The sequence below is a fragment of the Sunxiuqinia sp. sy24 genome, from assembly GCF_052677165.1.
In genome coordinates this window covers 94074-118439 of the sequence record NZ_JBQYLH010000004.1, presented here as the reverse complement: position 1 = coordinate 118439, position 24366 = coordinate 94074, and the positions used below count along the sequence as shown (strand labels likewise).

At 41.4% G+C, this 24366-nt stretch carries 17 protein-coding genes; 10 read left to right on the top strand and 7 right to left on the bottom strand.

The genetic code is table 11. The annotated features are described in order from the left end of the window. The first annotated feature begins 99 nt into the window (after nucleotides 1–99). The 7 genes from ACUNWA_RS05470 to ACUNWA_RS05440 all read left to right on the top strand — a co-directional run bounded on the left by ACUNWA_RS05470 (nucleotide 100) and on the right by ACUNWA_RS05440 (nucleotide 12535). The gene (locus ACUNWA_RS05470; protein WP_445590879.1) at nucleotides 100–3390 is read left to right on the top strand and encodes a SusC/RagA family TonB-linked outer membrane protein; all 3291 of its coding nucleotides are present in this window, start codon (nucleotides 100–102) and stop codon (nucleotides 3388–3390) included. 30 nt (nucleotides 3391–3420) lie between these two features. Further along, nucleotides 3421–5190, top strand: coding sequence for a SusD/RagB family nutrient-binding outer membrane lipoprotein (locus ACUNWA_RS05465; protein WP_445590878.1), 1770 nt, complete (start codon nucleotides 3421–3423; stop codon nucleotides 5188–5190). 244 nt (nucleotides 5191–5434) lie between these two features. Further along, entirely contained in the window at nucleotides 5435–8236 is a 2802-nt protein-coding gene (locus ACUNWA_RS05460) for a ligand-binding sensor domain-containing protein (RefSeq protein WP_445590877.1), read from the top strand. A 234-nt stretch (nucleotides 8237–8470) separates the two neighbouring features. Beyond that, entirely contained in the window at nucleotides 8471–10615 is a 2145-nt protein-coding gene (locus tag ACUNWA_RS05455; protein ID WP_445590876.1) for a TIM-barrel domain-containing protein, read from the top strand. An 8-nt stretch (nucleotides 10616–10623) separates the two neighbouring features. Beyond that, nucleotides 10624–11976, top strand: coding sequence for an alpha-L-fucosidase (locus ACUNWA_RS05450; protein WP_445590875.1), 1353 nt, complete (start codon nucleotides 10624–10626; stop codon nucleotides 11974–11976). A 150-nt stretch (nucleotides 11977–12126) separates the two neighbouring features. Further along, nucleotides 12127–12363: a DUF5110 domain-containing protein gene (locus ACUNWA_RS05445; RefSeq protein ID WP_445590874.1), complete on the top strand. Its 237-nt coding sequence runs from the start codon at nucleotides 12127–12129 to the stop codon at nucleotides 12361–12363. A 28-nt stretch (nucleotides 12364–12391) separates the two neighbouring features. Then, nucleotides 12392–12535, top strand: coding sequence for a hypothetical protein (locus ACUNWA_RS05440; RefSeq protein WP_445590873.1), 144 nt, complete (start codon nucleotides 12392–12394; stop codon nucleotides 12533–12535). Nucleotides 12536–12629: 94 nt separating this feature from the next. Here the strand turns inward: ACUNWA_RS05440 and ACUNWA_RS05435 are convergent, their stop codons facing one another. The 6 genes from ACUNWA_RS05435 to aroQ form a co-directional block, all read right to left on the bottom strand. Beyond that, entirely contained in the window at nucleotides 12630–12761 is a 132-nt protein-coding gene (locus ACUNWA_RS05435) for a 6-phosphofructokinase (RefSeq protein ID WP_445590872.1), read from the bottom strand. 230 nt (nucleotides 12762–12991) lie between these two features. After that, complete coding sequence (locus tag ACUNWA_RS05430) at nucleotides 12992–13843, bottom strand: 4-hydroxy-3-methylbut-2-enyl diphosphate reductase (RefSeq protein ID WP_445590871.1); 852 nt, start codon at nucleotides 13841–13843, stop codon at nucleotides 12992–12994. A gap of 20 nt (nucleotides 13844–13863) precedes the next feature. After that, the gene (gene cmk / locus ACUNWA_RS05425) at nucleotides 13864–14571 is read right to left on the bottom strand and encodes a (d)CMP kinase (RefSeq protein ID WP_445590870.1); all 708 of its coding nucleotides are present in this window, start codon (nucleotides 14569–14571) and stop codon (nucleotides 13864–13866) included. A gap of 211 nt (nucleotides 14572–14782) precedes the next feature. Next, nucleotides 14783–15805: a type IX secretion system protein PorQ gene (gene porQ / locus ACUNWA_RS05420; protein ID WP_445590869.1), complete on the bottom strand. Its 1023-nt coding sequence runs from the start codon at nucleotides 15803–15805 to the stop codon at nucleotides 14783–14785. Between the two features lie 247 nt (nucleotides 15806–16052). Further along, nucleotides 16053–17474, bottom strand: a complete 1422-nt coding sequence (pyk, locus tag ACUNWA_RS05415) for a pyruvate kinase (RefSeq protein ID WP_445590868.1) — start codon at nucleotides 17472–17474, stop codon at nucleotides 16053–16055. A 100-nt stretch (nucleotides 17475–17574) separates the two neighbouring features. After that, complete coding sequence (gene aroQ / locus ACUNWA_RS05410; RefSeq protein ID WP_445590867.1) at nucleotides 17575–17988, bottom strand: type II 3-dehydroquinate dehydratase; 414 nt, start codon at nucleotides 17986–17988, stop codon at nucleotides 17575–17577. Between the two features lie 166 nt (nucleotides 17989–18154). Here aroQ and xerD point away from each other — a divergent pair, with 166 nt between their 5' ends. Next, complete coding sequence (gene xerD, locus ACUNWA_RS05405; RefSeq protein WP_445590866.1) at nucleotides 18155–19054, top strand: site-specific tyrosine recombinase XerD; 900 nt, start codon at nucleotides 18155–18157, stop codon at nucleotides 19052–19054. Between the two features lie 233 nt (nucleotides 19055–19287). Beyond that, a complete protein-coding gene (gene pckA, locus ACUNWA_RS05400; protein WP_445590865.1) occupies nucleotides 19288–20889 on the top strand; it encodes a phosphoenolpyruvate carboxykinase (ATP) in 1602 nt (533 codons plus the stop codon). Nucleotides 20890–20963: 74 nt separating this feature from the next. Here pckA and ACUNWA_RS05395 read toward each other — a convergent pair whose 3' ends face one another. Next, nucleotides 20964–21827, bottom strand: coding sequence for a TIGR01777 family oxidoreductase (locus ACUNWA_RS05395; protein WP_445590864.1), 864 nt, complete (start codon nucleotides 21825–21827; stop codon nucleotides 20964–20966). A 128-nt stretch (nucleotides 21828–21955) separates the two neighbouring features. Between ACUNWA_RS05395 and ACUNWA_RS05390 the strand changes: the two genes are divergently transcribed. Beyond that, nucleotides 21956–24349: a penicillin-binding protein 1A gene (locus tag ACUNWA_RS05390; protein ID WP_445590863.1), complete on the top strand. Its 2394-nt coding sequence runs from the start codon at nucleotides 21956–21958 to the stop codon at nucleotides 24347–24349. Nucleotides 24350–24366 lie beyond the last annotated feature (17 nt).

The following is a 24366-nucleotide window of genomic DNA, read 5'->3' as shown; positions in this document are numbered from 1 at the left end:
CAAAGGGATAGCTATAACCTTTAATTTTACAAATTTATGAAAAAAAAGTGGTTAAACGACTGGCCGTGTTCGGCGGCTATGTTAAAATGGTTACGACTTATGAAACTAACCTCATTCATTTTGTTAATTACGTTTGTGCATGTAAGTGCAAGTGTGTATTCTCAGCAACCTAAATTGAACGTTTCCTGCAAGAACGGAACTGTTCGGGAAGTACTCAGAGATCTCGAAGATCAAAGTGGCTATTTCTTTATGTATAGAAATGAAGAAATAGATACAGACCGCAAGGTGAATATCGAGATTCAAGAGCAGTCGATAGAAGAGGTGTTGAGTCAACTTTTTAATAATGCGAATGTTAGTTATGAAATTCATAACCGTCAGATTATTCTGATGAACAAAGACCGATTGACGCAAAGTAATCTAATTGAAGTTTCCGGCAAGGTTACAGATCAATCTGGTCAACCAATTCCCGGTGTTTCTGTAATTGTGAAAGGAGCTACGGTGGGAATTATAACAGACTTTGAGGGGAATTTTGGACTGAAAATTCCAGCAAATGCAGAGTTCCTGGTATTCTCCTTTGTTGGAATGCAAACTCAGGAAATCGCAATTGATGGGAAAACAAGTTTCCAGATTGTACTTCAGGAAGAAAACATTAACGTAGACGAAGTGGTTGTGACTGCACTGGGTCTTTCTCGCGAGAAAAAGGCACTTGGTTATGCTGTACAATCGGTTGACGGCGATGAATTTGTTGAATCAAAAGAACTTAATGTTGTCAATGCTCTTGCAGGAAGAATTTCAGGAGTCCACATCACACAAGGCGGCGGTGGGCTTGCTGGTGGTGGTTCTCGTATTGTAATCAGAGGCGAAACCTCTTTGGCTGGAAACAACCAGCCCATGTTTGTGATTGATGGTGTACCGGCAGGAACTAACGATATAGCATCGGAAGATATTCAATCAATTTCGGTTCTGAAAGGGCCAGCAGCGGCTGCACTCTATGGTTCACGAGCTGGAGCAGGTGTAATCCTGATTACAACAAAAGATGGTCCCCAAAATGGCCGTTTGAATGTTGAAGTAAATTCGAGTATGAGTTTTCAGAATCCAATGGTATTGCCCGATGTTCAGGATCAGTACGGACAAGGATCAGGAGGAAACTATATGTCGAACCGCAGTGGCAGCTGGGGGCCAAAATTCGACGGACAGAATGTTGAACAATTATGGGGAAGCAATGCGTGGAAATCGCACCCAGATAATGTGACAGACTTTTATGAAACCGGAATTGTTGCAACTAATAATGTTTCGCTGGCAGGCGACAATGAAACTGGTATGTTCCGGGTTTCTCTTACCGATATACGCCAAAATGGGATGATTCCCAATACCGAATATCGTGAAAACAGAATTGACATTACCTCGGGCTGGACGTTTATGGACGGGCTTTTAAATATTAAAGCCAATGTGAAATATGCAAAAAAGAACAGCGATAACGATAAAGGAATGGATCCGCGTTTGTGGCCAACCAATCTCGATCTGGATGTATTAAAAGATTACTGGATTGAAGAAGGGGTTCAGCAACGTCAGTGGTTAGAACAATCAAACAATCCTTATTTCAGTTTATACGAGAATACTAATTTTTGGCAAAATGAAAAATACATTGGTAACCTTACTCTCGATTTTAAGATTACCAGGGAATTAAGTTTGATGCTGCGTAGCGGTTATAATGGATATGTTAACGAAAGCAGGTACAAAGAACAATATACTACTGAAGGAGCTAATAACGAGTATGGAATGTTCAGTACAGGCATGTCGAAAGGTTTTGAAATGAACTCTGACTTCCTGTTATCCTACAAAAAGAGTTTTGCCAATAACTTGTCAATGGTTGCATCGCTCGGTGGAAATATGATGGAAACCGATGGCAGCTATATTAATGGATCTTCATCGCAGTTACTTATTCCCAATGTTTATAACCTGGCCAACTATCGAACTTACCCAACTGTTGGGAATGGCTACGATTTGCATACGAAAACCAATGCCTTGTATGGTTTTGTAAACTTAGGCTACAAGGATATGGTTTACCTGGATATAACAGCTCGTAATGACTGGAACTCAACACTAAAATACAAGGTAAACGACTCGTATTTCTACCCGTCAGCTAGTTTAAGTTTACTGTTGAATAAAATGTTCAACATGAACGAAAAGATCGACTTGCTAAAGTTGAAGATGAACTACGCTGGTGTTGGTAGTGCCACAAGCGCCTTCCAGCTTGATCCATTTTTCAGTTTTACTCAAGGGAGTGGTGGAGTTGCCGACATACGAGAAGGCTCTGTGAAAAATAACAGTAATCTGAAGCCTGAATATTCAAATTCGTTTGAGTTTGGAGCTCAAACTATTCTGTTTAATAACAGGCTAAATGTCGATCTTACTTACTACAGTGTAAAAACAAAGAACCAAATCTGGCAGATGGATGTAAGTCCTATTTCTGGCTACGACAAAGTTATTCGTAATATTGGTGAAGTGGGAAGTGAAGGGCTTGAAGTAACCATAAACGCAACTCCGGTTAAAGCAGGTAAATTCCAATGGAATACCAATATAAACTGGTCGCTTGACCGAACAAAAGTTTTGGAGTTGGATGAAGAAAATCCGGAATATGCCATTACTCATAGTATCGATTACCGATTGTTTACTTACGATTATGTTGGCGAAAGAAGAGGCGCAATTTATTCGAGAGTAGCCCGCAAATTTAAATACGATCCCGAGGTTCACGATGCTTCGTTGCAGCAATACAACGGACAACTTTTCTTCGACGGAAGTAAAGATTTGCCTCGAAGCGACAAAGAGATTATTGGTTACTATAATCCTGATTGGATTGGATCGTGGTTTAACGAGTTCAAATATGGTAACCTAAGTATATCGGCTTTACTGTTTGCAAATGTTGGAAACTCGGTTTACAATGGTTTTGAAAAATCAATGGTATCTTCAGGTTTGGATAAAAGAACTGTTGAAGGCCGTGAAGGAGGGGTTTTGCCAGAAGGAGTTTGGGAATCACCAGATGGGATTCGTCCTTTCTTGCCAGGCGATGAAGTAGATCCTGAAAGTTATTGGGGTGATTTTATGACTGACGGAGAGATTAATGATATCTGGATTGAAGATGGCTCATTCTTAAAACTTAAAGAGGTTAGTATTGGGTATTCCGTTCCCAGAAAATTAATCAATAACACTTTCTTTAAGGATGTAAAGGTTTCTTTAACTGGGCGTAATCTGGCACTCTGGACTAAAGTTAAACATGTTGACCCGGAAACTTTTACCAATTCTAGTGCTGGCTCAATTCCTGGTATTGTAAAAGTGGGAGGTGTGCCTTCCGCACGCACGTTTACTCTTAATTTAAGATTGCGCTTCTAGGCAACATTAATTAATAAAAAATTAAAAGAAATGAAAAATAGAATCATATACTTCTTCCTTTTATTGATAGCTATTAGTGCTTGCCGTACCTGGGATGAAGATTTCAATACAAATATAAACAATCCGCAAATCACGGAGTCGAATTCGATCCATCCTTCATTTTTTGTTGGCCCAATGATTCACGCATCTTTTGGCTTTAATGAAACAGTAATGAATGTTATGCCTCCTGTCTCGGAATACACAGGTAAGCAAAGGAGTCTTAGCCAGGGGAACCGTCACCGTTCGTGGCACGATTTGGATGGAAACATTTGGGGACCTGCCTATTCAAGTATCCGGAATGTCAAAAACCTGAGAAGAGCGGCAATTGCCTCAGAAGACGATAGGTACTTGGCCGTAGCTGAAATATGGGAAAGCTACGTGATGTACACCATTTGCACCATTGACGGCCCAGTTCCGTATTTCGATGTAATAGATGACAGCGATGAAGTAAAATATCTAATTAATTATGATCCACAAGAAAACATTTATCCAGCCATTCTTGAAAAATTAAAAACGGCAGGATTGTTAATTAAAGATTCAGATGTAAATATTGATCAGAAAAGTGATTATGTGTATGCTGGTGATATTCATAAGTGGAAAAAACTGGCCAATACGCTTCGTTTCCGAATGGCTATGTATATGTACAATGCCGCTCCGGAAACAGCCAAATCAATTATGCAGGAAATAGTTGCAGATCCGAATACCTATCCTGTTTTTGAATCGAATGATGATAATTTTGCTATCCATTACGATGGAGTTGATCGAATATCACGTTGGTATAGTTTCGGAGACTGGCAATTAAAGGAAAATACAATGAGTAATATCCTGATTGAACGTTTAATTTCATTAAAAGATCCACGGTTATACGTCTATGCCAAACCGGTACAAAAAGTTCATGATAATCCAGAAGCCAATGTTTTACCTACAAACCCGGGACCAGATAAATATATTGGCCATTTGTACGGCATTACAACCGGGAATGGTGATGCTAGTTCGTGGAACGGTGGAATGGAATACTGTTCAAGAATTGGCGACTGGTTTATTACCGTAGATGAAAATATGCAGGCCACCTCAGATTGTGCCAATCATCCTGCAATTTATGGAACTTATGCTGAATTATTGTTTAACATGGCCGAAGCTGCCACGAAAGGGATTATTTCCGGAGGAGATGCAGCAGCTAAACAATATTACGAAGAAGGTGTACGGGCTTCATTCGATATGTATAATTGTGAATTTAGTGGAAATCCAAAATACGACGGAGCATATGCCGATCAGGGCTTAAGCAGTGTTTCAGAATATCTTGCGCAGGATCATGTAAATTGGGATGCAGGGCGCGATCATCTTGTTTTGATTGCTGAACAGAAATGGATCTCAATGCTGTATGTTGGATTCGAGTCTTATTTCGATCATCGACGCACAATGTTACCAGAACTGAGAGCATCTCATCGTTCTGCGAATTATGAATCTTCGGGTTCAGGAACTCAGTTTCCCTCAAGAACTGCATACCCAGACAGCGAAGAAGCTGAAAATACAGCTGCCTATAACAATGCCCGCGCAACAGGTTTCGACATACCAATTACCGGAGACGATAACCGGAATGAAGCAAGGATGTGGCTGTTGAATAATAATGCCAGTCCATCGCTTGAAATGCCTACATTTCAAGAACCTCTTAAATCAAATGAAGAGTATCCTGGTCAAGCAAATTTTAAAGCATGGTATGATAACCACTGGACAACGATGTTCTGGTGGGAAAATGAGTAAACTCCAATGCTGATATAATTATTACCTCACTGTTTTTCAGTGGGGTAGTTTTATTTTTATATTAATCGTCACAACCTTACGATTATTGAAGTACAATATTTTGACTTGATGATAAGCGTTTTGAAACAAATGCATTCACAATTATTTTCAGCAATCAGCAGGAATGTTAATTTTGTTTCAACTTTAAACCATGCTCAAGTCTAACTTAATATTCGCAATCCTTTACCTTTTTTCCCTTGTCGCTTTGGGAAATAGAAAATCCATCCTTCATCATTACACGACTGAAGATGGTTTGTTTCACAATGAAATTAGGCTTATACGAAAAGCCAATAATGGGATGCTTTGGCTGGGTACACAAAATGGGTTGTCGTCGTTCGATGGTTACAGGTTTACAGTATATAAGCACGACAAGACTAATCCGAACTCGCTTTGCAGTGATAAAATTTATGCCCTCGAAACATCAACAACAGGGAAGGTTTGGGTTGGAACAACCGTTGGCTTGTGCGCACTGAACCCTTCAATAGGTAATTCGGTGGCTTTCCCCGATACCTTTAAAATAAAGAACAGGCTAGCCAGTGCTTTTATAACATCGTTGTTTGAGGATCGTTCCGGTTATCTCTGGATCGCAGCTAGTTCTGGTAATTTCAGGTATTCTGTTCATCATCAAACAATGGAGCAGGTGCTCAGTGGAAAAAATGTCGTTAACTATTATGAAAGCAGGGAAGGTATTTTCTGGATTTGTCACGATCAGGTACTAAGTAAATATAGTAGGGAAACGGATAAAATAATCAAAACGTATCCGCACCCGATTTATAAATTGTACACCGACCGGTTTGGTGTTTTATGGGGCGTTGGAGCCAAAGGACTTTATCGTTACATGCCCGACAAAACAGATTTTGAGCTGCTTCCCAAGGTTAAGCCCGCTTTAAAAGGTGGCTTTAGTTCCATTGCTGAAGACAGGGATGGACGATTATTGCTGGGCGTTTATGGTGGCGGAGTTACGCTATATGATCCGAAGGACAATTCTATAAGTCACTTAATTGCCCACCCTAATCAAAAAGATGCTTTAAGCAGTAATGATGTTTACGATATTTATTCGGATAATGCCGGTGTCGTTTGGATCGGCACTCAAGAAGGACTAGATGTTTATGATTGGTCGAGACAGCGTTTTTTGAAATGGAAACATGATCCTGAAAATCGGAATGGATTGAGCAATGGTTTTATTCAAGCGATTTACCGCGACCAGGATAATCAACTTTGGCTAGGGACACGAGATAATGGACTCGAACGTTTAAAGGGAAATAAAATTGAAGAAAATCCGGAGTTTGAGCATATTTCTCACAAACAAAAAGATGACGGAGTAAATGGAGAATATATAGCCGGAATGCTGGAGGATTCAAAAGGCCGTTTTTGGGTGGCTTCCTGGGGAGGTGGTTTAAATCTGAAACAACCAGAATCGGAGGAGTGGATTAATTTTCAGCACAGTATTAACGATCCCCAAAGCATTGCAGGTAATCAGGTTATTTCGGTTTTAGAGGATCGTAGAGGAAGGATATGGATTGGTACATTGAATGGTTTAAGCCGATTACAAGAAAATGTAAAGGGTGGTTATCATTTTCAAAATTACCGACATCAAAAAGACGATTCATTATCGCTTAGTAACAAAGCTGTATTTAAGCTTTTTGAAGATTCGCAAGGACGGATTTGGTTGGGCACGACTAATGGAGGCTTAAATTTGATGCATGAAAAGCCGAATGGCGAAATACAGTTCGAACGATTTATGCATCAATCCAACAACCCCCGAAGTATTAGTAATAACGAGGTTTTTGTTGTTTTTGAAGACAGTAAACGTCGTCTGTGGGTGGGAACTTCATTGAACGGTTTCAATAGGGTATACGAAGAAACCGGAATAGGTGGAGACTCAAAATTTTGGTTTAAATCCTATCAGGAGAAGGACGGTTTGTCGGACAATGAAGTAAATGCCATCCTTGAAGATGATTTTGGCAATTTATGGATCTCAACCAATAAGGGGCTTTCGAAATTTAATCCGGATGATGAGAGCTTTGTTAATTATACCGAATATGATGGGGTGCTTAAAGGTAAATTCCGTAAAAATGCGGCATGGAAAGATCACGACGGAACCATGTTTTTTGGTGGTGCAGCTGGCGTGAATATATTTAACTCAACCCACTTCCCGAAAAACCAGATACCTCCAACGCCTCAAATAACCGGAGTTTTTATTGATGGGCAGCAATATTTTGAGAATGACAGCTTAGATGGTCAATTACTGTTAACCCGGGATGATTCGGGGATTCTAAAATTAATTCTTCCGAAGAAGACCAACCGTTTCGAAGTACAGTTCTCTGCCATGTCCTTTACGAGTCCAAAGCGAAACAAATACCAGTGGAGACTTAATGATTACCAAACGGAATGGCATAACTACGAAGGGGGAAATCCAAAAGCCATTTATACTGCATTGCCTTCGGGGAATTATCGGCTTAGTATAAAAGCAGCCAATAACGATGGAGTATGGACCAACTTACCTGCAAAAATGGTTGTGGTTGTAAGTTCGGGTACCCAAGTCATAATGGCTTCCGTTATCGGTGCTGTTATTTTGATGTTGAGCACGTTTGGCTTACTTGTCTTTTTCAGAAGAAAAAGGGACGCCAACCAAAGAAAGCATAGTCGCATCGCAATTTCTAATGAAGATCAGCAGTTGATTGATCGACTAAATTCACTGATGTCTGCCAATAAACCCTACCTGAACTGCAAACTAGGATTAACTGATCTTGCAGAGGAGTTATGCGTTAGTCCGAACCAACTTTCAGCTTTGTTAAACGAGCAGATAGGTCAGCCTTTTTACGACTATGTAAATGAATTCCGGATTGAAGAGGTAAAACGTCGTTTGATGGATCCATCAGAGAAAAAGAAAACGATTTTGGCCATTGCCTGGGAATGCGGATTTAATTCCAAGTCAGCATTTAACCGAGTCTTCAAGATAAATACCGGGATCACACCTTCCGAATTTCAGAAAAGACACACTTAGTCTTTGTGTCTGAAATGTAGTGCCTTACAAGTACTTTTATTCAAAAGAACGGTGGATTGGTACCTTTGATTCTAAGAAGTCGTATTTGATGTGGAGGATGGATAAGTTTGCTAGGTGATAATATACTATTTAAAAAGTTATCCGTACTTGTTTCGTGGTTTATTAATAACCTAAAGAGATGCTGAAACAAATCAGGCATAACTAAAGCTACATTAACATCTAAACCCACTATGTATGAAACACAACAGAATCTTATCAGGAATTATTGGGCTGGCTTTGCTGGCAGCTTGTAATTCTTCCAATCCGGTTAACGACAAGCCAAGTTCTCCGGTTTGGGAAAAACAATATTCAGGCGTTTGGAAATCAACAGTCAATAATCCCGCTGACTTTAACCTATTATCGGTTAGTAGTAAAAAGCCCAGAGTTGAGGCTATTGAAATGCTTGCTGATGCTCCAATCCCGGTTGATCAAAATGAAATTACGGCTTTCACAAAAAACGGACGTACTTATTTGCGCTTCCCGCTTAAAAAAGAAGAGCAATTGTATGGTTTCGGTTTAAACTTTAAAACGGTTCGTCAGCGTGGTCGAATTATGAGACTGCATGTAGATCACTATGGAGGGAAAGATGATGGCCGCACTCATGCCCCGGTTCCATTTTTTGTTTCCGACCGTGGTTATGGTGTATTGATTAATGCAGCCCGTTATATCGATGTTTATGCTGGAACAGGCGTGCGTAAAGATAGTAAAAATCAGGCTATTCCTACTGACCGCAACACCAATCATTCATGGTCTTCGCGTCCGTATTCCGACAATCTGGAGTTTATAATTCCAGAAGAAGGCGTAGAGTTAATCATGTTTACTGGCAAAAATATGATGGAAGTAGTGCAGCGATTCAACCTTTATTGTGGCGGTGGTTTTATCCCTCCCAAGTGGGGGCTGGGTTTTTGGCAGCGCACACCAACGCTTTATTCGGATAACGACATTCGAAAAGAAGTGGAAGGTTTTGAAAACAAAAATTTCCCTCTGGATGTAATTGGACTTGAACCCGGTTGGCATAGCAAAGCTTACCCTTGTACATTCGAATGGGATAAAAGTCGCTACCCTGATCCCAAAGGGTTTGCACAGGAAATGGCTCAGAAAGGTATTAACCTAAACCTTTGGTGCAATCCCTATTTATGGCCGGATTCAGAGCTGGATAAAAAAATGAAACCATACACGGGGTCGCATACCGTGTGGTGTGGAACAGTGCCCGATTTTACGATGCCAAAAGCAAAAACCATTATGCAGGATCACCTAAAAAAGCATCAGCTGGATGTTGGTGTTAGTGGTTTTAAGATTGACGAAGTGGATGGTTTTGATGTTTGGGTTTGGCCCGATAATGCTACTTTTCCATCGGGACACGATGGCGAACAAATGCGGCAGACGTATGGTACGCAAATGATGGAGCTTACTGATCAGATTTATCGCGAAAGGAATCAGCGGTCCTATGGCTTGATTCGGGCAGCCAATGCCGGATCTGTATCGTATCCCTATGTTATTTACAATGACTATTACAGTCACCAGGATTTTATTACAGCCTTAATTAACGCTGGCTTTAGCGGTTTGCTTTGGACACCGGAAGTGCGTGCCAGTAATTCATCAGAAGAATGGGTACGACGCATGCAAACGGTTTGTTTTTCGCCCATAGCCATGATTAATGCCTGGGCCGATGGCACCAAGCCATGGTCGTTTCCTGATGTGTATCCGGCGTGTCAGGATGTGGCTTTCTTACGCATGCAGTTGCTGCCATATATTTACTCCACTTTTGCACAATATTATTTTGAAGGTAAGCCGCCATTTCGTGCCATGGAACTGGTGGATGGTTATCTGGTAAATCAACAAGAGGTGAAAGGACAACTGGACGCTACGGCTAATCCGTATGCTGAGGCTGTAAAAAAGGAGGTGAAAGATCAATACATGATGGGAGACTTTATTTTGGTTGCACCGTTATTTAGTATGGAAGACGAGCGAGAAGTGGTTCTTCCGCAAGGCAACTGGTATAATTTTTACACGGGAGAATATGTTGGAAACGGAGAAATCGTTACCGTGAAAGCAAGCCTGGATAAAATACCTCTATTTGTAAAAGATGGAGCAATTCTACCGATGATTCCGAAAATAAGACAGGCCTCGGAGTGGACGAATGATTTACCGATTGAATTGCGTGTTTATGGAAAAGAAGATGGAACATTCCAACTTTATAATGACGACGGTAAGACTTACAATTATGAAGAAGGTGAATATACCTTGGTTGACCTTTCGGTAAAAGGTGGAAAAGGAACCGCCATAAAAAGGAAGGGGAATGCCGATTATACGATGAAATGGAAATTTATGACTAAATAATTCAACAAATGATGAAATATCTTTTGATTACACTGATTGTATTGGGATGGCTGGGTAGCTTATCGGCCCAGCTTCCAAAACCTACAAAAGAGCAAGTAGAGTGGGCCGATTGCGAAATTGGAGCTATCATCCATTTCGACATTAATGTGTACGAGCCGGAATATGAGTGGCGTGGACAATGGGACTATAATCCCGATCCAAAGATTTTCAACCCGGAAGAGCTGGATACCGATCAATGGGTAAAAGCGGTTAAAGATATGGGGGGTGAATATGCTGTTTTAGTTGTAAAACACTGTACCGGTTTTTGCTTATGGCCTACTGAGGCACATGAATACAGTATTAAAAGCTCACCATGGAAAAATGGACAGGGCGATATTCTTGCCGAATTCATTCAATCATGTAAAAAGTACGATGTGCGTCCCGGTGTTTATTACAGCGCTGCGGCCAATGGCTACAAAAAAGTAGACAACCCGGGCTTGGTGAGAGGAAATGATCCGGTAGCGCAAAAAGAATATAATGCCATGGTTGAGCAGCAGTTAACCGAGATCTATTCCCAATATGGAAAATTCTTTGAAATATGGTTTGACGGTGGCTGCCTCGCTCCTGAAAAAGGAGGGCCTGATATTGTTACGCTATTGCATAAGTACCAATCACAAGCAGTTGTTTTTCAGGGCCCCGAAGGAACTAATTCGTTGATCCGATGGGTTGGAAATGAACGTGGCGTGGCTCCCTATCCATGCTGGAGTACGACCCATACAGGCACTTCCAGTGGGGGGGATGTTGAAATAGATCGGCTTCATGGGAGTGCCGATGGTCCACTTTGGTGCCCCGGAGAAGCCGACTTTCCTATCCGCCATGGAGGCTGGCAAGGCGGTTGGTTTTACCATTCCGAAAATACCAAGCATCTAATGTCGTTGGAAACCCTGATCGATAAATATAATACAACTGCCGGACGCAATACCAACATGTTAATTGGCGTGGTCGTTGATCCACGCGGCTTGGTTCCTGAGGTAGATGTAAAACGCATGAAAGAGTTTGGTGATGAAATCAAAAAGAGATTTAATCATCCAATTGCGCAAACAAAAGGCAAAGGGAATGATCTTGCTTTGAGTTTTCACGGTGCGCAGGCTATAAATCATGTGGTTTTAATGGAGGATATTTCCAAAGGGGAGCGTGTTCGTAAATTTGAAATTTTGGGCAAAAAGGCGGGTAGCTGGATTTCGTTGGGAGAAGGCAGTTGTATAGGGCACAAATACATTCACCAGTTTGATAGAATGGAATTGTCGGCGGTTAAATTAGTGGTGAAAGAGTCAGTCGAGAAGCCTATGATACGTGATTTCTCAGTTTATAATATCCAGTAACGCATACGTTAGTTCAATCTCTTTCTAAAGACAATTTAATTCGTTTCTATATGAAAAAATTGTATTCGTGTTGTTTGCATTAATTGCCATGATGGCGTCGGCTCAAAAGGATTTTCAAACCTCGGGGCTAAAAATGAGGCGATACTTCCTATGATTCCAAAAATAAGGCAGGCATCGGAGGGGACGGATGATTTCCCGATTGAGTTACGTGTTTACGGAAAAGAAGATGGAACATTCCAACTTTATAATGACGATGGTAAAATTTACCATTACGAAGAAGGTGAATATGCCTTAGTTGACCTTTCTGTAAAAAACGGAGAAGGAATAGCCACCAATAGGAAGGGGAATGCTGACTATACGATGAAATGGAAATTTATGACTAAATAAATCAGCCAGAGATGAAAATAGTTTAATCATGATTTTCATTTCTGGCTGGATTGGGAATGTGTTTGCTCAGCTTCCAAAACTCACTAAAGAGCAAGGCGAATGGGGCGATTGTGAAATTGGTGCTATCATTCATTTCGATATTCATGTGTATGAACCGGAATATGATTGGTAAGACCTTCTTTTGTTCGGAACTCTTGGTTGCGGGCTGTTTTTAAAATCGTTCCTCCTTGCTGAAGAATCCCGCTGACATCGCGCGAAATAAGCGGTCAAAAATCGGCTTCAACCATTCCTTTGTTGCCATGGTTAATACTAACGACTTCTGGCTCATGATATATTGCGACACGTGTTATCGCACGAATAGCTGCATTCATCTTAGGGGCGTCTCCTCCGGAAGTCAATATGCCAATCTTCTTTAGTTTTCGCGAAGATTTATCATTTGTTTTTTTCTAAGACATAGAATTCTTGGATTAAAGAGATGCAGCGGCAAATTGACCATTCAGCGCCCAATAATTAATGATTAAGGGGGAACTCTTCGCGCACTGTAAAAATTAGGAAGGGACTGTTCTGGACGATATTTGGGAGAGTGAGTGAGCAGCTCGCTTCTACTTTCTTTTTGGCGTATAGCAGTTTACATGGTTTCGATTTGCCGGGCAATTTTTTCCATCAGCCATTGAGGGGTAGAGGTTGCTCCACAAATGCCTGTGGAGTTTTTCCCGGCAAACCAGCTTGAATTCAACTCGGCGGGCGATGACACAAAATGGCTGTCGGGATTGACTTTTAGACAGACTTCGAATAGAAATTTCGCGTTGGAGCTTTTCTTTCCACCCACAAAAATCAGCACGTCATGCTGAGCGGCAAATTCTTTCATACGTGGCACCCGGTTAGCTACCTGGCGGCAGATGGTGTCTTTGATAACAAGTTTTCCGGATGATTTTGCTTCAATCTTGCCGGCCAGATTATAAAATTGATCGACTGGTTTTGTGGTTTGTGCAAACAGATAAGCCGGTTTGTTGTGTGTGATTTTCGATAAATCAGCTTCATCTTCAATAATGATGGATTGGTTGTTGGTTTGTCCGTTGAGGCCGATTACTTCAGCATGCCCTTTTTTTCCAAAGATGATGACTTGTCCATCCTTTTGCTCCATGTCCTCGAATGCTTCTTTTACCCGCTGCTGAAGTTTGAGTACAACAGGGCAGGTTGCATCAATCAGTTCAATGTTATTGGCCTTGGCGTAAGCGTATGTCTCGGGTGGTTCGCCGTGAGCGCGAAGTAAGACCTGACAGTTTTTTAGGGTGAAATATTTCTCGCGATCAATGGTTTTTAGCCCAAGAGACTCTAATCGTTCGATTTCCATTCCATTGTGCACAATATCGCCCAAGCAAAAAAGGGCAGTTCCTTTATTGAGTGTTTCTTCGGCTTTGTTGATGGCATTAACAACCCCAAAACAAAAACCTGATTTATGGTCGATCTCTACTTTCACGGTAGCTTTTCAGTTGTCAGTTAACAGTCCTCAATTCGTTCTTTGGCTTTTTCCATAGCCCATTTCAGTTGGTCTTCCCGGTTAAGGTAGCTGTTGTCCAGAATTAAGGCATCATCAGCTTGTCTTAAGGGGCTTTCTTTTCGGCCTGAATCAATGCGATCCCGATCCTCCACGTTTTTCAAAATTTCGTCAAAACGAACTTGCTGGCCTTTGGCTGTCAGTTCATCGTATCTTCGTTGGGCACGTACTTCGGGACTGGCTGTCATGAATATTTTCAATTCGGCTTGTGGAAAAACTACGGTGCCAATGTCGCGTCCATCCATCACGATGCCTTTGTTCTCTCCCAGTTTCTGCTGCTGTCTGACCATTGCTTGGCGCACGTCCTTGATGGTGGCCACCGGGCTGACATGGTTGGCTACCGGCAATTGTCGAATTTCTTCTTCAACATTTTCATCATTCAGATAGGTCTCGTTTTGCTGGGTGGTTTCGTTCCAGCGAAATTCAATCCTGATTTTTTCCAGACGATCAACCAACGCTTGCTCATTAACTGTTCCATTATTGGCCAGCTGGTTGCGCAAGGCATACAAAGTAACCGCACGGTACATGGCGCCGCTGTCCAGGTACAGGTATCCCAATTGTTTAGCTAGTTGCTTAGCAACGGTACTCTTTCCGCATGACGAGTGCCCGTCAATAGCAATAACAATTTTTTTATTCTTTGTCTGATTCATTCTCGCAAATATATTGTTTTCTCTGGAAGTTATGGAAAACTGGATCAAACAAATCATTTGTCGTGGTGGTTTTGCTTTCTGCTTGGCATGTATTTTCAATCATTATGAGTGAAAAAAAACAACATTCATTCTTTGTGTGGCACGATGCCGTTGATTTGTTGGGGGCAGGGTTTGTATGGACGACTATGCAATATTGACTTGCGCTTTACTATTAATGAAAGCTCTCATTCAGGTTGATGGCGACAGAAACGTGGTTGCTGCTGCCCGCTATATGATAGCGGGCCGATCCGTAGTTGAAGTGAAATCGCTTGATTTTAAATCCAAATCCCCAAGAAAAACCAACCGTCGAGGCTTTATTGTCAAATAGAAGTTCCTGACGGCGTTGATAGTTGTAGCCTGCTCTTAGCGTTAGGTTTTCCGAAGGAAGTAACTCAATTCCTAACAAAAGATGACGCATGAACTGCTTCCCAAAACTATCTTTCTGGATGGTGGTTTCGAAACCGTTATCTACCTTTTCGGGCTGAGCCAGTTTCCACTTTTGCAAGTGCTGTAGGGTGGCCAATAGGCGTAACGGCGCATGTTCCAGACGCTTGGAGAGCCCTAGTTGAATGTCGAAAGGAATGGATTCACGTTCAGCTCCTTCGTAGTAAGTTGTGATTTGACTTCCAATGTTCCTCAAAACCAAACCGGCATTGGTTAGCTGATTGGTGCTGGCGTAACTTACTCCCAGATCCAGTGCAATTCCTAAGGATTGGTAGGCCTCGAACGATGATAAAATGGGCTTCAGCGTAGCGCCTACCTGAATTTGGTTAAATGATCTTGACCAGAGAATGTTCAATGCATACTCCGCCGCGTTGAATGTTCCACCGCGTTCTCCAAATTCATCGGCATACACAAACTTGCCATAGTTAATGTAATGCATGCCCAGGGCAAATACGCCAAGGTCACCATAGTCTTTTGCATAGGATACGTAGCCAAATTGAATGTCGTCGAAGTAGCTGATGTAGTTCAGCAGTAGTTTGTTCTCCATTTGGCTATGAAGTAGGGCAGGGTTGTTGTATGCCACGTTCAAGTCTGTCGAGTCGTTGATGGCTACCTGGTTGCCTCCAAGTGCTGCCATGCGGGCTGAGTTGGGCAGGTTCAGGAACTCGTAAGTGTTTTCTCCTCCAATTTGGGCGTTAACCTGAAAAGTAGCAAAAAATAGAAAAATAAAAATGAGTCGTCTGGTCTTCATCCCTTTGGGCTGGTTTATGCATCAAATGCCAAAGATATTTTTTTATTTTGATAAGGAGATGGGTTCGTGGGATTTTCCCTGGGAGTGGCGATAATTTTGATTCCCTTTCTTCAAAGGAATTAGGTTGGAAGTTTCTAATTTTAGCCTGGATTTGTTGTTTGGCTTCAGGTGCAAGGAGGAGAGATTAAAATAACAGAGGCTGCTCTATTAAGGGCAGCCTCTGTTATGTAAGTTTATTTCGTATCTTTTATTTTGATTCCTTATACGTCAGGCGATCAACGGTAGATATTTCCATGAATGTGGATCCACCGCCAATACCGAAGCTTCCTCCGACATAAACAACCATGTCATCTTTGGCTAGACGTTCCATTTTCTCCAGTGCTTTCAAAGAGGAGCGTACAATTTTAAATTTGTCCTTTTTAGGCTCAATTAAGATTGGACGAACACCATAAGATAAGGCCAACTTGCGAATGACTCTCATTTCATAGCAACTGGCATAAACTGGATTGTTACCCCTGAATGCAGCTAAATAACGTGCTGTCTTTCCTGTAAGGGTATTGGTGACAATCGCTTTGGTGTTTAGCTCTTCAGAGGCTTGGATTGCCGCTTCAGCCAGGTAGGCCGCTACTTCATTGTTTACCGCAGGCAAGGTAATGTCATTCCGCTTATCTTTACTTCCTTCAACTTGGTTTGCTATCCGTTGCATGGTTGCAACAGCTTCAACCGGATAATCGCCGTAGGCCGTTTCACCGCTAAGCATGACTGCATCGGTTCTGGAGTAGATCGCATTAGCTACATCGCTCACCTCAGCACGTGTAGGCCTTGGGTTTTCGATCATGCTGTGTAGCATTTGGGTCGCAATGATAACTGGTTTTTTCCGCTGAACAGCTTTTTTAATTAGAAGACGCTGAATTCCCGGAATCTTTTCTGCAGCAATTTCAATTCCCAAGTCACCACGAGCAACCATGATACCATAGGAGTGATCCAAGATTTCGTCGATGTTATTGACGCCATCCAGGTTCTCAATTTTGGCGATGATTTCGATCGGACTGTTGAATTTGTCCAATTGTTCCTGAACTTTTTGTACATCATCTTTATTGCGGACAAATGAGTGGGCAATAAAGTCCAGATCGTTTTTGGCTGCAAATTCGATGAATTTTCTGTCTTTTTCAGTTATTGAAGGCAGGTTTACGCTAAAGCCCGGAGTGTTGATACTTTTCTTGCTTTTGAGCTGGCCTGAGTTTTCAACCCGACATAAGACATAATCGTCGTGTTTTTCCTGAACGGATAGTTCCAATTCTCCGTCGTCAATTAAGATAGTTCCATCTGCCGGAATCTCAGTATGGAAGGCATTATAAGACACCGTAAGGACTGTTCGTCCCTTTTCGCTTTTGCGCTCTATTCCTGATACTTCTATCAGTTCGCCTTCAGCTATATCAATTGGGTCTTCCAGTGCGCCTGTTCTGATTTCTGGTCCTTTAGTATCGATCAAGATCGCAATCTTGTCTGAAACTGAGCGGATATTATTGACCATCATCAAAGCTGTTTCCTCGGTAATGTGGGCTGTGTTAAGCCTTGCAACATTCATCCCTGCTTGAAATAAAGCCTTTACGAATTCAGGCTCGCACCTTCGATCTGATATTGAAGCGACAATTTTGGTGTGTTTCATCTTTGTTATTTAAAAATTAAGGGCTGCAAAATTACGCTTTTTTCTTTTTAGGGCGAAGAAAATAGCCTCACCATTCCGTTAAATGATTCGAAACTTAACGTTAGAGTATACTTTCGATGCCTAGTCGGTATGAATCAAGACCAAATCCCATAATACTTCCAATACAAACCGGTCCGATGAGCGATTCGTGTCGGAAATTTTCACGTGTGAGGATGTTTGAGATATGCACCTCAATAACAGGAGCAGTAATGCCGGCTATCGCGTCGCGAATTGCCACAGAGGTATGTGTATAGGCACCAGCATTAATGATGATTCCATCATAGTCAAATCCAACTTCGTGGAGTTTATTGATCAATTCGCCCTCAATATTTGATTGGAAATAGCTTAAGTCCAGTTGTGGGTATTTATTTTGGAGGGTTTTGAAGTAGTCATCAAAGGACAAATCACCATAAATATTCTTTTCTCGTTTTCCTAATAGATTTAAATTGGGCCCATTGATTAACAATATTTTCATTTTTATTGTATTTTAATTTAAAATTTTAGTAACTTTAGCAGGCCTAGGGGCGTATTTAAAATTATGTATTCTTGGGGAAGAAGCTATATACTAATTAATACGTTCTTAGGCGGCAGAACCAAAATTACAAAAATTGATTTGAGAACAAATTTAAATGCTTTTAATTATGAAATGGGAAGATAGTAAAAAAGGTTTTGAAAATTTCTTGCGATTGGAGAAATCATTATCTCAGAATTCCATCGCAGCTTATGTCAATGACATTAATAAGCTGATGGTTTTTCTGGAAGGAAGTTTTAAAAAACTGGCACCAGAGAAGGTGAAATTAAATCACTTAAGAAGTTTTGTCGAGCACTTAAACGATCGAGGTGTGTCACCTCGGACGCAAGCGCGTACAATCTCGGGTATTAAATCATTTTTTAAGTATTTGCTGATCGAAGGCAAAATACAAGGCGATCCTACAACACTTCTGGAATCACCCAAAATTGGGCGTAAGCTTCCGGATGTATTAACGATGGAAGAGATTGATACCATTATTGATGCCGTTGATTTGGATAAGCCGGAAGGTCAGCGCAATAAGGCGATGCTGGAGACTTTGTACAGCTGCGGCTTGCGCGTATCTGAACTGGTCAACTTGAAAGTAACAAACTTGTTCTTTGAGCAAGGATTTATCAAAGTTGAAGGAAAATCAGAGAAGGAGCGTTTGGTTCCGGTAAGCGAAAAAGCGGTTGTTGAAATTAATAAATACCTGGGAGGGTATCGTAAAACTTTAAAGATTAGTCCCGAAAGTGAGAATGTATTATTCCTGAACAGAAGGGGTAAGAAATTAAGTCGTGTGATGATTTTTACAATTATTAAAAACCTGGCACAAAAAGTTGGGATGGATAAGAAGATTAGTCCACACACTTTTCGTCACTCTTTTGCAACCCATTTAATTTCCGGAGGAGCAGATTTAAGAGCCGTTCAGGAAATGCTTGGGCACGAATCTATTTTAACGACGGAAATTTACACCCATCTGGATCGTGATTATTTAAAATCAACAATTAGTCAATTCCATCCAAGATCTTAAGAAATTACCTGGTTCTGTTAATGATTTCTTAACATTTTAAGTTTGTAAGTTTCTGGTCTTTATAGCACTCAAAGACAGCTCATTGGTAAATGCGCTGTCTTTTTTTTGTTAATAAAATATGAACTTCTTCCAAATTAAATTTCTAGCCTCAGCTGCATCGGAAAAAAAAATTATTTTTGTCTTCCGAGAAGAAAATAGGTTTTGTTGGAACTATTAATTTTTAATTGTTGAATATGAAAAATTTAGATTTATCAAAGTACGGCATTGTTGATGTAAAAGAAATCGTACATAACCCATCTTACGAACAGTTATTTGACGAAGAAATGAATCCTGCGTTGGAAGGATTCGAAAAAGGTCAGTTAACAGAGCTTGACGCTGTTAATGTAATGACTGGAGAATTCACAGGTCGTTCTCCAAAGGACAAATACATTGTAGAAGACGATGTAACTAAAGATACGATGTGGTGGACATCTCCAGAATCACCAAATGATAACAAACCAATTTCTCCTGAAGTATGGGCTGATTTGAAGAAAACAACTACTGATCAGCTTTCTGGGAAAAGACTGTTTGTTGTTGATACATTCTGTGGAGCAAACGAAGATTCACGCTTGAAAGTTCGTTTCATCATGGAAGTAGCATGGCAAGCACACTTTGTAACTAACATGTTCTTGCGCCCAACGGCAGAAGAATTGGCCAACTACGGAGAGCCTGATTTCGTTGTAATGAACGGTTCAAAAACATCAAATGCCAAGTTTAAAGAGCATGGTTTGAATTCAGAAGTTTACACTGTATTCAACATGACTGAAAAAATGCAGGTTATTGGTGGTACTTGGTACGGTGGTGAGATGAAAAAAGGTATGTTCGCGATGATGAACTACTACTTGCCATTGCGCGGTATGGCTTCAATGCACTGTTCTGCCAACGTAGGTAAAGAAGGTGATGTTGCTATCTTCTTCGGTCTTTCAGGTACTGGTAAAACTACACTTTCAACTGACTCAAGCCGTCAATTGATCGGTGATGATGAGCACGGTTGGGATGATCAAGGTATCTTCAACTTCGAAGGTGGATGTTACGCAAAAACAATCAACTTGGATAAAGATGCTGAACCAGAAATTTTTGGTGCTATCAAACGTAATGCATTGTTAGAAAATGTAACTGTTGATGCTGATGGTAAAATTGATTTCACTGACGGTTCTGTAACTCAGAACACACGTGTATCTTACCCAATCAACCACATTGAGAATATTGCAGTTCCTTCAAAAGCTGGTCACGCTAAGAAAGTTATTTTCCTTTCAGCTGATGCTTTTGGTGTATTGCCTCCAGTTTCAAAACTGACTCCAGAGCAAACTAAATACCACTTCCTTTCAGGATTTACTGCTAAATTAGCGGGTACTGAGCGTGGTGTAACTGCTCCTCAGCCAACTTTCTCTGCTTGTTTCGGAGCTGCTTTCTTGACACTTCACCCAACACAATATGGTGCTGAGTTAGTGAAAAAGATGGAAGAGCACGGAGCTGAAGCTTACTTGGTGAACACAGGATGGAATGGTTCAGGAAAACGTATTTCTATTAAAGATACTCGTGGTATCATCAACGCAATCTTGGATGGTTCAATTGAAAAAGCAGAAACTAAAGTTGTTCCTGTTTTCAACTTGGAAGTTCCTACTGCATTGCCAGGAGTTGATTCTAACATTCTTGACCCACGCGATACTTATGCTGACGTTAAAGAGTGGGAAACAAAAGCTCAAGACTTGGGTGGTCGTTTTATCAAAAATTTCGAAAAATACACTGATAACGAAGAAGGTAAGGCATTGGTCGCTGCTGGTCCTCAATTGTAATCTCACGAATGCAATCATATTTAAGCCCTGCTTTTGCAGGGCTTTTTTTTGCGCTAAAGTCAGGTTGAGAGTGGCTATTTCTCTATAATTTCATCTAGGCACGATTCGAGGGTGGGGTGTTGATAGTTGAAATTTTGTGCTTTGAGCCGATTAGGCAATACAACCGGATTGTCTAAAATTAATGTTGATGCCTTGCCAAAAATAAGTTTTAATACGAAAGCAGGAACCTGAAAAATAGCTGGGCGATTGAGCTTCTTGGCTAGAAGCTGGGTGAAGGTTATATTGCTTGTTTGTTCGGGTGCAACCAGGTTGTAGATGCCAAAATAGCTTTTATTAAAAACTGCCTGCACAAAGGCATTGGTCAAATCGTCAATGTGAATGAACGGCAAAGCTTGCTGTCCGTGGCTTATCTTGCCTCCGAAACCCATTTTGAAAACGGGCAATAAGCGGCTCATAAATTGAGAATTCTTTCCTAGAACAATGCCAATGCGAAAGATTACTTGTCGCGTGGTGTCCGGAAGCCCAATTAAGGCATCCTCCCAGTCATCAATAACACGGGCAGCAAAATGGTTGGCAAACTTCGAGCTTGTTTCATCATGGCTCATGTTATTTCGGTAGATACCAACGGCTGAGGCAGAGAGAAAGGCTTTGGGCTGCTGATGGTCGGGGAGCAGGTTGATTGCCTCACAAAGGTGTTTGGTCGTAACTACCCGGCTGTTGTATATGATAGTCTTATTTTTTGATGTCCAGCGCTTAAGTATAGGAGCTCCGGCCAGATTGATGACTACATCAGCCTGTGCCAACTGATGCGCCAGTTGTTTTGGATCGCCATAAAGAAGGTTTCGTTTTAGGGATTTAATCTCTACCCCTTGGTGGCGCAAGGCGTCTATTATGTTTTTACCGAGATAGCCACTGGCGCCAGTTATAACTACTTTCATTCAGGTATAAATCTTAATATTCTTTCTATAGACAAAGTTGCTAACAGAAAAGTTCTTAATTGTAAGTACTAAATTGAGCTCCTGTTTCCGTTTTATTTATCTAATTTTGTTTTTTAATCCAGATTGAAATGACTTCAAAGAGCTATAGAAAGATACAAACAACGAAACGAAAGCCTGCAAAAAAGCGAAATAAAAATAGAAAGAAACAAGCTAAACGTAGTTTTTGGCTTATCCTACTTCAGCTGTTTGCGGTTGGTGTAATTTTGTTTTCTATTTTCTTTATGATTGTTTATCTGGGCTTTACCGGGCATGTGCCTAGCTCGGCTCAGCTTAATGAAATCAAGAATCCACAAGCATCAGAGGTTTTTTCCGAAGATGGCAAACTCCTCGGGCGGTATTATGTGGAAAATCGAAGTAATGTTCGTTTTGACGAAATTTCACCCAATGTGATCAATGCCTTGGTGGCTACCGAGGATGCTCGGTTTTATGAACATCGTGGCATTGATGAGATTGCTCTGATGCGTGTCTTTTTTAAGACCATCTTAATGCAGGATCGCCGTGCAGGGGGAGGGAGTACGCTGAGTCAGCAAATCGCCAAAAATTTATTTCCACGTAATGACTTGTGGGTGTTTAGCATGCCGGTTAATAAATTGCGTGAGGCCATTATCGCGTATCGGCTCGAACGGATTTATTCGAAGGAGGAAATTCTGACTTTATACCTGAATACGGTACCTTTTGGCGAAAATATTTTTGGAATTGAAGTAGCTGCTGAGCGTTTTTTTAGTAAAAGTCCGAGGGATTTAACAGTTGATGAGGCCGCTGTTCTTGTTGGCATGCTGAAGGCTAATTATACTTTCAATCCCCGCATCAATCCCGATAAATCGAAAGAACGTCGCAATGTGGTGATTAGCCAGATGGTAAACAATGGTTTTTTATCGGATGCTGAAGGTGATGTTTTCAGTGCGAAACCTTTGGGGGTTAGGTACCGCCGAATTTCATACAATGAAGGCCCGGCACCGTACTTTCTGGAAATGCTGAAACCTGAATTGCTCGATTGGTGTGCTAGTCATTCCAAAGAAAATGGCGAACCTTACAATTTATATACCGATGGCTTGCGAGTTTCCACAACCATAAACTACGACTTTCAGTACTATGCCAGACAGTCGGTGCTGGAGTACATGGAAAATCTTCAACAGGTGTTTGACAACCATTGGAAAAATGCTGATCCCTGGCGCGGAAATGCCAGTATTTTGCAGCGAGCAATTAAGCGCTCGGAGCGCTATAAGGCGATGCGGTCTAATGGAAAATCAGAGAAGGAGATCGAAACGGCATTCAAGCAAAAGATAAAAACAACGCTCTTTACGTGGGACGGCTTAAAACAGGTAGAAACAAGTCCGATGGACTCGGTCAAGCATTACCTGCGATTCCTGAATTCGGGCTTTTTAGCCATTGAACCGTCGAGTGGATCCTTAAAAGCCTGGGTCGGAGGAATTGATTTCCGGTTCTTTAAATACGACCATGTGATGTCTGCCCGGCAGGTTGGTTCTACCTTTAAACCCTTTGTGTACCTGGCAGCGCTGGAGAACGGACTCAGCCCGTTTGATTATTTCCCGAATGAGAAAAAGGTTTATAAAGACTATCAGGATTGGTCGCCCAGTAATTCACACGGCGAATACAAGGGCTTTTATTCCATGGAGGGTGCGTTGGCACAGTCGCTTAATACTGTTGCAGTGGATGTTATGGTAAAAACAGGGATTGATGAAACGATTGAAACATGCCGTAAACTGGGGCTGGATTCGGACCTGCCAGAGTTTCCGTCCTTGGCACTGGGAGTTGCTTCAATTAGTCTGAAAGATATGCTTTATGCCTATTCTACTCTTCTGAATGGAGGCGTGCGCATAGAACCCAATTACCTTGTTTCGATTAAGGACGCCCAAGGAAAAACACTGGATAAATTTAGCCGGGTGCCGGCACAACCCACGAACCTGAATGGGGTGAACTGTCGAATTATCACGCATATGATGGAGTCGGTTGTGGATCAGGGAAGTGGCAGATCTATTCGTTCCGTCTATAAAATACCAGGTGAATTTGCCGGAAAAACGGGAACTACGCAGAATCATTCCGATGGCTGGTTTGTCGGACTGACTCCTGAACTGGTTACCGGCTGTTGGGTTGGTGCTGAAGATCCAGGGGTGCACTTCAGGACTATCCGCTATGGTCAAGGAGCCTACATGGCACTTCCCATTGTTGGAAAGTTCTATAACAAGTTGTATCGCGACTCGCGCTATCGTAAAATGCAGTATGCCTCTTTTCCTCGCCTGGGTAATAAGTTGCTTGCCGATTTGGATATTCCACCATATAGGGAAATGATTGAGCTGGATGCCGAGGACAATTTTATTGATCGGTTATTTGCAGGGAAATCGAAAGAAGAGAAATTGAAAGAAATACAAGATCCTTCACAAAAAAAGGAGAAGAAAAAAGTTTGGGAAGTGATTAAAGGTATTTTCAAAAAGAAAAAATAGATTCAATCTGGAAATCG

Bases quoted from the DNA above. Each gene is read 5' to 3' on its own strand.
- ACUNWA_RS05470 (WP_445590879.1), top strand. From the start codon at position 100: ATGAAACTAACCTCATTCATTTTGTTAATTACGTTTGTGCATGTAAGT.
- ACUNWA_RS05465 (WP_445590878.1), top strand. From the start codon at position 3,421: ATGAAAAATAGAATCATATACTTCTTCCTTTTATTGATAGCTATTAGT.
- ACUNWA_RS05455 (WP_445590876.1), top strand. From the start codon at position 8,471: ATGAAACACAACAGAATCTTATCAGGAATTATTGGGCTGGCTTTGCTG.
- ACUNWA_RS05450 (WP_445590875.1), top strand. From the start codon at position 10,624: ATGATGAAATATCTTTTGATTACACTGATTGTATTGGGATGGCTGGGT.
- ACUNWA_RS05445 (WP_445590874.1), top strand. From the start codon at position 12,127: ATGATTCCAAAAATAAGGCAGGCATCGGAGGGGACGGATGATTTCCCG.
- ACUNWA_RS05440 (WP_445590873.1), top strand. From the start codon at position 12,392: ATGATTTTCATTTCTGGCTGGATTGGGAATGTGTTTGCTCAGCTTCCA.
- cmk (WP_445590870.1), bottom strand. From the start codon at position 14,571: ATGAATCAGACAAAGAATAAAAAAATTGTTATTGCTATTGACGGGCAC.
- porQ (WP_445590869.1), bottom strand. From the start codon at position 15,805: ATGAAGACCAGACGACTCATTTTTATTTTTCTATTTTTTGCTACTTTT.
- pyk (WP_445590868.1), bottom strand. From the start codon at position 17,474: ATGAAACACACCAAAATTGTCGCTTCAATATCAGATCGAAGGTGCGAG.
- aroQ (WP_445590867.1), bottom strand. From the start codon at position 17,988: ATGAAAATATTGTTAATCAATGGGCCCAATTTAAATCTATTAGGAAAA.
- xerD (WP_445590866.1), top strand. From the start codon at position 18,155: ATGAAATGGGAAGATAGTAAAAAAGGTTTTGAAAATTTCTTGCGATTG.
- pckA (WP_445590865.1), top strand. From the start codon at position 19,288: ATGAAAAATTTAGATTTATCAAAGTACGGCATTGTTGATGTAAAAGAA.
- ACUNWA_RS05395 (WP_445590864.1), bottom strand. From the start codon at position 21,827: ATGAAAGTAGTTATAACTGGCGCCAGTGGCTATCTCGGTAAAAACATA.
- ACUNWA_RS05390 (WP_445590863.1), top strand. From the start codon at position 21,956: ATGACTTCAAAGAGCTATAGAAAGATACAAACAACGAAACGAAAGCCT.